Raw genomic sequence first — 6,968 nt, 5'->3', positions numbered from 1 at the left:
CCCGGTCCCCCGTACGGGGGACCGGGCCGGTGCCGTGTGCGGTGCCAGGTCGTGGACGGGCCGGCAGAAGCCCGCAGGTCTGCGCGCCCCGCGTCCAGGCGGACGCGCTGCCCGGGCCTCCTGTGCGCGGGGTTCAGGGGGCCGCCCGGGGAAACCGGGTCACCCGGGACCCGGACCCGTCCGCTCACCTCGCGCGGTCCTCGCTCAGCTTCCACTCGTGCAGCCCGTGCTCCCGCGCGGAGTCCGTGGTGACGATCCCGGCGATGCGCTCGCGGATCGCCCGGTCCTCCGCCTCCGAGCGGCACACACCTGAGGGGGCGTCCGAGGCCACGGGGCACCACGCGTACTCGCCGCCGCGGGTGTTGGAGCTGGGGACCCACGCGAGGTCGCTCACACGCCACGCGCCGTCGCCCTCCCGGGCGAACTGGAAGCGTGCGGTGATCCCCTGGTTGTTGGACTCGTTGACGGGCGGCGCGGTCTCGGTGACGTTGTTGCCCACCCCGTAGACGATCCACCGGCCGTGGTAGTTCTCGATGGGCTGCACGCTGTGGGAGCCGTGGCCGTAGACGGCGTCGAAGGCACCGGAGTCCGCGAGCGCGTGCGCGGTCGTCCGCTGGTACTCGTCCGCGGTGTCCGTGTACTCGAGGATCGAGTGCATCGCGGCCACCACCACGTCCGCGCCCTGTTCCCGTGCCTTCTCCGCCTGGGCCACCGCGTGGGCCACGTCCTGGGCCGCGGTGTCCTCTCCCACGCGCGGGTCTGCGCCGTCCCGCAGCCGGTCCACGCGCCACGGGGCGTCCTGGGGCTTCTCGTTGAGGCTGTTGGTCCCGGTGACCACGGCGATCTTTCCGGTGGGCGTGTCGACGATCATAGGCTGCTCGGCGTCCGCCTCGGAGGCGTAGGACCCGGTGTGCTGCAGGCCTGCCCGGTCCAGGGTGGACAGGGTGCGCTCCACACCCGCCACGCCCTGGTCCACGGTGTGGTTGCTCGCGGACGTGCAGGCGTCGTAGCCCGCGCCCTTCGCGGCGGTGAAGATCTCCGGTGGCACGCTGAACTCCGGGTAGGCCGAGTACGGCCCGCCGCTCGGAGCCACTGGTGTCTCGGCCTGGCACACGGCCACGTCCGCCGCGTCCAGGTACGGCTTCTGCTCCGCGAGCAGGGGAGCGAAGTCGAAGTTCGCGCCGTCCGTGCGCTGCGGGTCCGCGGCGAAGCGGCTCCACAGCCCCTCGTGCAGCAGCATGTCCCCGCTCACGGCCAGCGTCATGCACGTGTCCTCCGGGCACGCGGGCCCCCTGCCGGGGCCGGGGGACGGTGCCGCGCGGTTCGCGCCCGCGTCCCCACTCGCCGCCGACGCCCCGCCGGACGACGACGCCGCGGCGTCCCCGGCGGCGTCGTGCTCCCGTGCGCCGCAGCCGGCTGTGAGCAGCAGGGTGACCGCGGCGAGGGTTGCCGGAAGGCGGAGGGGCAGGCCGCGGCGGGCTCCCCGGGCCGGCGACGGTGCAGGCGAGAGGGTCATGCACCGATGCTAACGCGGGGCGTGTCCGGCACCCCGTGACGATTTAGGTCATGAAATTGTGCCCCAATTGTCGTTTCGGCTTTCGGATCGCCCACGTGCAGGTTAGGCTTTCCTAAGTTTTGCAGTCGAGATGAGCGGGGACGGTCGTGGGTCGGTCGAACAACCAGGTGCACCGCGGGCACGCGAGGGTCGAGGAGCGGGCGGTCTCGCTCGCCCACAGGATGCTCGCGGGGGCCGGGCAGGCCAGCGTGGTCGCCTACCGCCTGGACGAGCAGCCCGTGCTGCACTCCGTGGCCCACGGCTTCACCCGGCGCGGCGAGCTCGTGGTTGCCGCGATCGTGGACCCCCAGGAGGTCGGCGAGGATCTCGTGGTCACCGGCGAGCCCATGGACGTGCGCGTGGATGTCACCAAGGTGGCTCCCGAGCCCAACGTGCGGATCGTCGCGGCGAGCGCCCACCTGCTCGCGGTCCTCGAGTGGCTGCACCCGCTGGACGCCGAGCTGCTCACGGGCACCGGGGGCGTCCCCGAGCTCGTCGCGGCCGTGGCGAGCGCACCCCACGGCCGGCTAGGCGTCCTGGACGTTTCCCGCGTGGTGCTGCACGACGGCGCCGGGGTCACCCCGCTGACCTTCGGCCAGCTCCTGGACCACCGCCACCACGGCGTGGGGGACGCCCCGGACGCCGTCGCGGACACCGAGTCCGCCGGTCTGGACGTGGTGACCGGGGTGGACCGCGCGGACCTCGCCGCCATGTGCGACGCCGCTGAGCAGGGCTGGGTCCCGGCCCACGTGCTCACGCAGAAGCCCTCGCTGGGAGGCTGCTCGCACGCCATGAACAAGGACTTCGTGGTGGACGTGGACCTCACGGGGGTGACCGTCCTGCGGCACGGCGAACAGCTCACGAGCGTTTACTTCGTGCCGTTCCAGCAGGGCAAGACCTCTCTGGGGGAGCTGACCTCCAACCTGCGCTCGCTCTTCGGCGCGCACGCTGCGGCCTGAGCGTAGGTGGCCAGAGTGCATACCGTCTGAGGGCTCAGCGCCCAAGTGCCTACCGCCTGGGCACACGCAGCCGTCCGCGTGCACGACCAAGGACCGCGGGAGTTCCCGCGGTCCTTCGTCATGGGTGAGGTCGTGCGACCGAACGTTCCGGTGGTGTGTCACCCCCGGCGTGCTGCGAGGCTCAGGCGGCCTCGTAGCTGCTGCAGTTGGCATCCGCGGTGACCTCGATGGAGGACGCGGTGCACAGCAGGTCCTTGTTGAACGTGCACTCGAGGCGCTGGCACGCGCCCACCTGGCCGTTGGCGGTGGGCAGGCCACCGCGGGCATCCAGGGAGACGAACGTGGTGCAGGAGGCCTCGGCGCCCTGGCCGCCCACGGTGATCGCGGGGGCCTTGCAGCCGTTGTCGTTGAAGGCGCAGCCGGTGGCGGTGCAGGTGGAAACGGTGGTGAGAGTTGCCATGATGTGCTCCTCGGGTGTGGGTGGTGCTCGACTCAGCGGATGACGTTGAGACGACAGTAAAACCCTTTTTCGAGGCCGTCCAGTAAGTTCTACCTTACGGCACGCGGGTATTTTCTAATTGCCTGGCAGACCCTCCGGGGAATGAAGTAATACCTCAGTGGATTAAAAACCAGAGTGTTTCCTATTACCACCGGCCGTGGTGGGAGCCTCGACAGCCCCGGTATTCCGCGGATCCGGGCCGCACGCGAGGCCGGCGGGGGCGCGCGCGAGGTGCCGGCGGCGGCGTCGTTCCCGGGGGTGGAGCCCGGAAGCGGCGGCTCAGAAGAAGAAGCCGGAGAGGGAATAGGCCAGAAAGCCTGCCACGAATCCCAGCAGGAAGTTCTTCACACCCAGGTTTACGAGCACCGAAACCACCGCCGCGAGCACCAGGCGGGTCAGCTGAACCCCGGAGTCCGCCTCGAGCAGCGTGTAGACCACCAGGATCAGCATGAGGCCCGCGGGCAGCAGCGCGGCGAGCTCGCGCAGGTCCTCACGGTCCCGGAAGCGGTGCGCGAGCATGACGGGGAACAGGCGCAGCGAGAGCGTCACGGCGGCGCACACGATGATGGCGGGGATCATCTCAGACCGTCCCTTCTGCCGTGTCCGGGTCGGAGTGGTCCGACCGGCCCGTATCGTCGGCGCGACCCGCGGGACCCGCCGGGCCCGAGCGGCCCGCACGGCCCCTGTACCGCACCAGCAGGAAGCACAGCACCGCGTAGCAGAGCATGGAGCCCAGCAGGAAGAGCTCGCGCGGCAGCAGCAGGCCGACCGCTATGGAGACCCCCGCGGCGGCGAGGATGGCCAGCTTCCGGGAGGCCCCGGCCAGGGCGTCCACGAACAGCAGGGAGAACAGACCGGTCAGGGCGAAGTCGAAGCCGTCGTAGGACTCGGGGATCAGGCCGCCGGCCACGGCACCCACCGCGGCTCCGAAGACCCAGTAGAAGTGCGAGACCCCCTGGATCAGCAGCAGCTCGCGCTGCGTGGTGGGGTGCACGCCGCTGGTGATCAGCGCGTACGCCTCGTCCGTGAGGGCATAGGGGCCGTAGAACTTGGCGAACGGAGAGCGCAGCAGCTGTGCCGGGTAGGAGAAGCCGTAGAAGATGTGGCGGCTGTTCACGAGGAGCGTGGTCAGGGCGACCTGTGCGAGACCCGCCCCGGACGCCACGAGGCCCACGAGCAGGAACTCGATGGAGCCCGCGAAGACCACGAGCGCGGTGAGCGGTGCGAGGTAGGGCGCGAACCCCAGCGAAACGCTGTACGCACCGAACGCCATCCCCAGCGGCAGGTAGCCCATGGCCACCGGCAGGGTGACCTTCAGCGCCCACGGCAGACTGCCCTTCTCCGTGTTCATGCGGGGCCCGTGCTCCTTGCCGATCGCCGTGCTGGTCCTCGGTCACGCTAGCGTGAACGGGCTCCGACGAGGGCCTCGACCGCCGTCCGGGCGACTGTAATGTGCACCATATGACCTCTCGTTGCTCGCACCCTGCAGACCTCGTGGCAACCCCTCGACTGACAGGTCTCGCGGCGCACAGGAAGGGCCCGGTGGTGGCGCTGCGCCAGGAGCTCTCCTCGGACGGCACGCGCTACGTCACGCACCTCTGGGCCGCCCCGGCGTCGGGGGAGACCACGCGGCTGACCCACGGCGACCACGGCGTGAAGGAGGCATGTCCCACGGCCTCCGGCGCGGTGTGGTTCACCTCCGACCGTCCCGTGGCCGGGGACGACGAGAAGCGGACCCGGCTCTGGCTGCTGCCCGTGCACGGTGAGGCACGGGTAGTCCTGGACATGCCGGAGGGGATCTCGCGCCTGCGACTGGGCGGGGACCGCCTGTTCTTCGTCTCCGGTCTGTACCCGGCCGCACGGGGCGCGCGTGACGAGATCGCCCGCACCTGCGAGATCCACGACCGGCGGGAGGACACCGGTGCGAGCGCGATCCTCTACGACCGCTCGCCCATCCGCTTCTGGGACCACGACCTCCCGGCGGCGGAGGACGCGCTCTGGTTCCTGGACACTGCCGCGCTCACGTCGGACGACGACGCCGTGACGGCCGTGCGGCGCGTGGGTTTCCCGGCCGGGCGCCTGCACGAGTTCTCCGCGGCCCCGGACGGCACGTGGGTGCTCGCGGAGACGGCGGTGCTGCTCGACGGCGGCGTGGAGCGCTCGCGACTGTGGCGGGTCCCGCTGCCGGCGGTCCCCTCCGAGACGGACCGCACGGCGTGGCCGGACCATTCGTTGGAGAGTCCGGCCGGCGGGGGAGAGGCCGAGCTGCTGCACGACTGCTCCCTGACCGATCAGTGGTCACCGGGGGCGGTGAGTCCGGACGGATCCCGCGTGGTGCTCACTCGGCACCGGGCGTGGCGCGACGGCGTGAACATGGCACTGTCCCTGTGGCTGCTCGACCTGCACAGCGGCGAGGAGACGGAGGTGGTGCCCTGGAACGAGCACTGGGCGCAGGACGCCGAGTGGCTGGACGACGACTCCCTCGTCTGCACGGCGGACCACCGGGGCCGGGGCATCGTGCTGCGGGTGAGCTGCCCCTACGGCGGCGCCGTGCGGATCGAGACGGCGGCCGGGGGGTCGGGGCAGGACTGGACCTACTCGACCGTGCGCGTGGCGGGTGGGGACCTGGTGGCACTGCGGGCGAGCTATGCCCATCCGCCGGAGCTGGTCCGCTGGAGCGCCGCCGGGACTGGGGCCGACGACGGCGCGCGGGCGTCGTCGTCGATTGGTGCGGAGTCGTCGGCCGGCGCCGCGTCAGCGAGTGGTGCGGAGTCGGAGCGCAGTGCGGAGCCGTCGGCTGCAGGGGCGTCGGTGAGCGGCGCGGCGTCGTCGACCGGTGCGGAGTTGACGGCCGGCGCGAGGACCGCGGTGTGGGACGGGCCTGGGCCCCTTCCGGAGCCCGAGGCGGCCCCCGGCCTGGTGCCGGACGCCGCCGTGCCCGGCCGTCTCGAGGAGGTCACCACCACGGCCGAGGACGGCACCGAGATCCGCGCCTGGCTCGCCCTCCCGGACGGCGGGGACGGCGCGCGTCACCCGCTGCTGGTCTTCGTGCACGGCGGACCGTGGGGCTCCAGCAACCAGTGGAGCTGGCGCTGGAACCCGTGGCCCTTCGTGGCCCGCGGGTACGCCGTGCTGCTGCCGGACCCGGCGATCTCCACCGGCTACGGGCAGGTGATGATCGAGCGCGGCCAGCAGGAACTGGGCGGGGCACCGTTCACGGACGTCATGACGCTCGTGGATGCCAGCACGGCCCGGGCGGACATCGACCCCGAGCGGCAGGCGCTGCTGGGCGGCTCCTACGGCGGGTACATGGCCAACTGGGTCGCTACGCAGACCGGCGAACGGTTCCGGTGCATCGTGACCCACGCGTCCCTGTGGAACCTGGACTCGATGACCGCCACCACGGACAACACGGTCTGGCGCGAGGCGCTGGGGCCGCAGCAGGCCGCGACGTACTCCCCGCACCGGTTCGTGGAGCGGATCCGGGTGCCGCTGCTCGTGATCCACGGGGACAAGGACTACCGCGTGCCCGTCTCCCAGGGCCTGGAGCTGTGGGCGGACCTGCAGCGCAGCACCACGGTGGAAGGACACCGGTTCCTCTACTACCCGGACGAGGGCCACTGGATCCTCAAGCCCGCCAACTCCCGCACCTGGTACGAGACCGTGCTCGCGTTCCTGGCTGAGCACGTGCTGGGCGAGCCGTGGCAGCGCCCCGAGCTGCTGGGCTGAACCCGGTGCCGGGTCGCCGGGTGGGCGCCAGACCTGAACTGCTGGGCGGAGGGGCTCGGCCCCACCACGATCCGGCGGCCCCACCCCGAGCCGGCGGGCCGAACCCGGCCCGCCGGGTCACCGTGCCGCGCCCCGGGAACCGGCGGGGCGGCGTCGTCGTCCGGGGAGAACCGCGAACAGCGGCGGAGAGATCGGTCACGTGTGCGCGGGCGGGCTGGCGGAGGGG

The 6,968-nt window shown here is 71.9% G+C and carries 6 protein-coding genes; 2 read left to right on the top strand and 4 right to left on the bottom strand.

Features of this window, described 5'->3' with window-relative positions:
• Positions 1–184: 184 nt before the first annotated feature.
• Positions 185–1,516 carry a CapA family protein gene (locus KVA01_RS06585; protein WP_233438794.1) on the bottom strand — a complete coding sequence of 444 codons (1,332 nt, stop codon included), beginning with the start codon at positions 1,514–1,516 and terminating at the stop codon, positions 185–187.
• Between the two features lie 146 nt (positions 1,517–1,662).
• Here KVA01_RS06585 and KVA01_RS06580 point away from each other — a divergent pair, with 146 nt between their 5' ends.
• A complete protein-coding gene (locus KVA01_RS06580; RefSeq protein WP_233438793.1) occupies positions 1,663–2,514 on the top strand; it encodes a hypothetical protein in 852 nt (283 codons plus the stop codon).
• Between the two features lie 181 nt (positions 2,515–2,695).
• Here the strand turns inward: KVA01_RS06580 and KVA01_RS06575 are convergent, their stop codons facing one another.
• The 3 genes from KVA01_RS06575 to KVA01_RS06565 form a co-directional block, all read right to left on the bottom strand.
• Positions 2,696–2,974, bottom strand: coding sequence for a DUF1540 domain-containing protein (locus KVA01_RS06575; protein WP_141269431.1), 279 nt, complete (start codon positions 2,972–2,974; stop codon positions 2,696–2,698).
• 318 nt (positions 2,975–3,292) lie between these two features.
• Positions 3,293–3,592 carry an AzlD domain-containing protein gene (locus tag KVA01_RS06570; protein WP_141269429.1) on the bottom strand — a complete coding sequence of 100 codons (300 nt, stop codon included), beginning with the start codon at positions 3,590–3,592 and terminating at the stop codon, positions 3,293–3,295.
• A gap of 1 nt (position 3,593) precedes the next feature.
• A complete protein-coding gene (locus tag KVA01_RS06565; RefSeq protein ID WP_141269427.1) occupies positions 3,594–4,364 on the bottom strand; it encodes an AzlC family ABC transporter permease in 771 nt (256 codons plus the stop codon).
• 110 nt (positions 4,365–4,474) lie between these two features.
• Here KVA01_RS06565 and KVA01_RS12925 point away from each other — a divergent pair, with 110 nt between their 5' ends.
• Positions 4,475–6,742 (top strand): alpha/beta hydrolase family protein, encoded by a 2,268-nt coding sequence (locus KVA01_RS12925; RefSeq protein ID WP_233438792.1) that lies wholly within the window; start codon positions 4,475–4,477, stop codon positions 6,740–6,742.
• The last annotated feature ends 226 nt before the right edge of the window (positions 6,743–6,968 follow it).

It is taken from the genome of Kocuria varians (assembly GCF_006539885.1).
Lineage (GTDB): Bacteria > Actinomycetota > Actinomycetes > Actinomycetales > Micrococcaceae > Kocuria > Kocuria varians.
This window is presented reverse-complemented; position numbering and strand designations above follow the sequence as displayed.

Excerpts from the sequence above, each read along its gene's own strand:
- KVA01_RS06565 (WP_141269427.1), bottom strand. The coding sequence starts at position 4,364 with ATGAACACGGAGAAGGGCAGTCTGCCGTGGGCGCTGAAGGTCACCCTG.
- KVA01_RS06570 (WP_141269429.1), bottom strand. The coding sequence starts at position 3,592 with ATGATCCCCGCCATCATCGTGTGCGCCGCCGTGACGCTCTCGCTGCGC.
- KVA01_RS06585 (WP_233438794.1), bottom strand. The coding sequence starts at position 1,516 with ATGACCCTCTCGCCTGCACCGTCGCCGGCCCGGGGAGCCCGCCGCGGC.
- KVA01_RS12925 (WP_233438792.1), top strand. The coding sequence starts at position 4,475 with ATGACCTCTCGTTGCTCGCACCCTGCAGACCTCGTGGCAACCCCTCGA.
- KVA01_RS06575 (WP_141269431.1), bottom strand. The coding sequence starts at position 2,974 with ATGGCAACTCTCACCACCGTTTCCACCTGCACCGCCACCGGCTGCGCC.